Source organism: Deltaproteobacteria bacterium (assembly GCA_009929795.1).
GTDB lineage: Bacteria > Desulfobacterota > Desulfovibrionia > Desulfovibrionales > Desulfomicrobiaceae > RZZR01.
The window spans coordinates 1-1647 of the sequence record RZZR01000330.1 but is presented as its reverse complement, the minus strand read 5'-3'; the positions used below and the strand labels follow the sequence as shown (position 1 = coordinate 1647).

Below are 1647 nucleotides of genomic sequence, written 5' to 3'. Positions count from 1 at the left end.
GGTCTTCTCCCGTCCGCTACGCCGTGACCACCAGCACCGCGCAGTGGGCCCAGCCGCAGACCTCCTTGGTCACCCGGCCCGTGAACATCCTCGGCAAGGGACTCGGGCTCATTCCTCCGATCATGATCATGTCCACATGGCGTTCCTCGGCGGCCCGAACGATGATGTTCGAAGGGTGGCCCACATCGGCCACGGCCTCGAATCGGAGATGCGGCCATTTTTCCCGGCCCCGGGCGCAGGCGGCCTCGGCCATGGCCATGGCCTTGTCGAGGCCCCGTTGACGTCCGGCCACGGCAACGAAGGTCAGGCGCTCCAGGGTCACGCAGCACATGCCGAGACTCAGGGCCTCTTCCACGGCCAGCCTGCTGTTGGGCGAATCATCGACAGCCACGAGCACATGCGTTCCGGTCAGCATGGACTCCTTGGGCAGGACCAGAACCATGGGGAAACCCAGGCCGATGATCTTGGCCGTCATGCTGCCGACCATCAAATAGAGGCGCCCGGCCCGGCCGTGGCGACCCATGAGGATGACGTCGGCCTTTCGCAGTTGGGCCTGTTCGACAATGGCGTTCTCGGGCATGGACGAGCCCACCACAAGTGTTTCGCATTCCACCCCGGCGTCCCGGGCCATTTTGCGGATCTCTTCGAAATGAGGGGCGATTTCCTTGCGCTTGCGGGTGACCCCGGCATTGGCCGACTTGAGAGACTCCGCCTCGATCTTGACCACATGCAGGGCGATGATCTTGGCCTGGCAGGCCTGCCCGAAAAAAATGGCCTCCTGCACGGCGCCTTCACTGTACTGGGAACCATCGGTGGACAGCAGCAGGGTTTTGGCTTCGCCCAGGAGGCTGGTGGAAAAACGGCTCATTCCGGCTCCGATGTTGCGGTTGGATGTGGCAAGCAGGCTAGCATCACTCGGAAGTAGAAAACAAGGGGCTTTCCTGGAACAATTCAGCGAAGGGGTCGGTTGGTCTTCAGTTCTTGAATCGAACAGTCGAGTCTTGACGAAACACGGCATGACTTGAAAAGGTTCCCGTTGGGGAGGAGCGGTCGCAACGCTTCAAACCAAGGAGGATTGACAATGGCTGGAATTGGCATCATTCGCTGCGAGAAAAACGAGAAGCGGTGCCCCCTGACCGGGGGGTTCAAGGCCATGGCATCCGCGTCTCAGGGCTTTGTCGGATATGAGGGGTGCGAACCCATGGGCGTGTTGACCTGCCGTTGTCCCGGGGACGGGTTCGTGGACCTGGCCAAGATTCTGAAAGCTAAGGGGGCGGAGGCCATCCACGTGCCCACCTGCACCTTCGCCCACAAGGAGGGCAATGTCTGGGAAATGGGTGGCGGTTTTTGCGACCATATCGATGCTCTCGTCCGGCAGGCCGCAGCCGAAACGGGGATTCTGGTGGTCAAGGGCACTGCCCACCTCCCGGGAGGATATCAGCCGGAACGGTTCGAGATGTGATGCTTTTTCGGGTCGACGCATCAAACGTCGGCCCGAAATGGTATTGCCGTTCACTATTTTCGAGATGCCAAGCCGTATGCTCATTATATTGGACTGCGGATACTGGATAGAGTCTTCATGGCAAGCGTTTTCAATTGGGCGGCGCGCCGGAGTCGGTTTCCTTCATTGACTCCAACTGTTTCAAG

Annotated in this window: 2 protein-coding genes; one reads left to right on the top strand and one right to left on the bottom strand. The window is 60.2% G+C overall.

What is annotated here, in order from left to right:
* Nucleotides 1–16: 16 nt before the first annotated feature.
* Nucleotides 17–868 carry a universal stress protein gene (locus EOM25_14735; protein ID NCC26433.1) on the bottom strand — a complete coding sequence of 284 codons (852 nt, stop codon included), beginning with the start codon at nt 866–868 and terminating at the stop codon, nt 17–19.
* A 213-nt stretch (nt 869–1081) separates the two neighbouring features.
* On the opposite strand from EOM25_14735, the gene EOM25_14730 reads away from it, so the two are divergent.
* Nucleotides 1082–1462 carry a CGGC domain-containing protein gene (locus EOM25_14730; protein NCC26432.1) on the top strand — a complete coding sequence of 127 codons (381 nt, stop codon included), beginning with the start codon at nt 1082–1084 and terminating at the stop codon, nt 1460–1462.
* Nucleotides 1463–1647: the final 185 nt, after the last annotated feature.

Bases quoted from the DNA above. Each gene is read 5' to 3' on its own strand.
- EOM25_14735 (NCC26433.1), bottom strand. From the start codon at position 868: ATGAGCCGTTTTTCCACCAGCCTCCTGGGCGAAGCCAAAACCCTGCTG.
- EOM25_14730 (NCC26432.1), top strand. From the start codon at position 1,082: ATGGCTGGAATTGGCATCATTCGCTGCGAGAAAAACGAGAAGCGGTGC.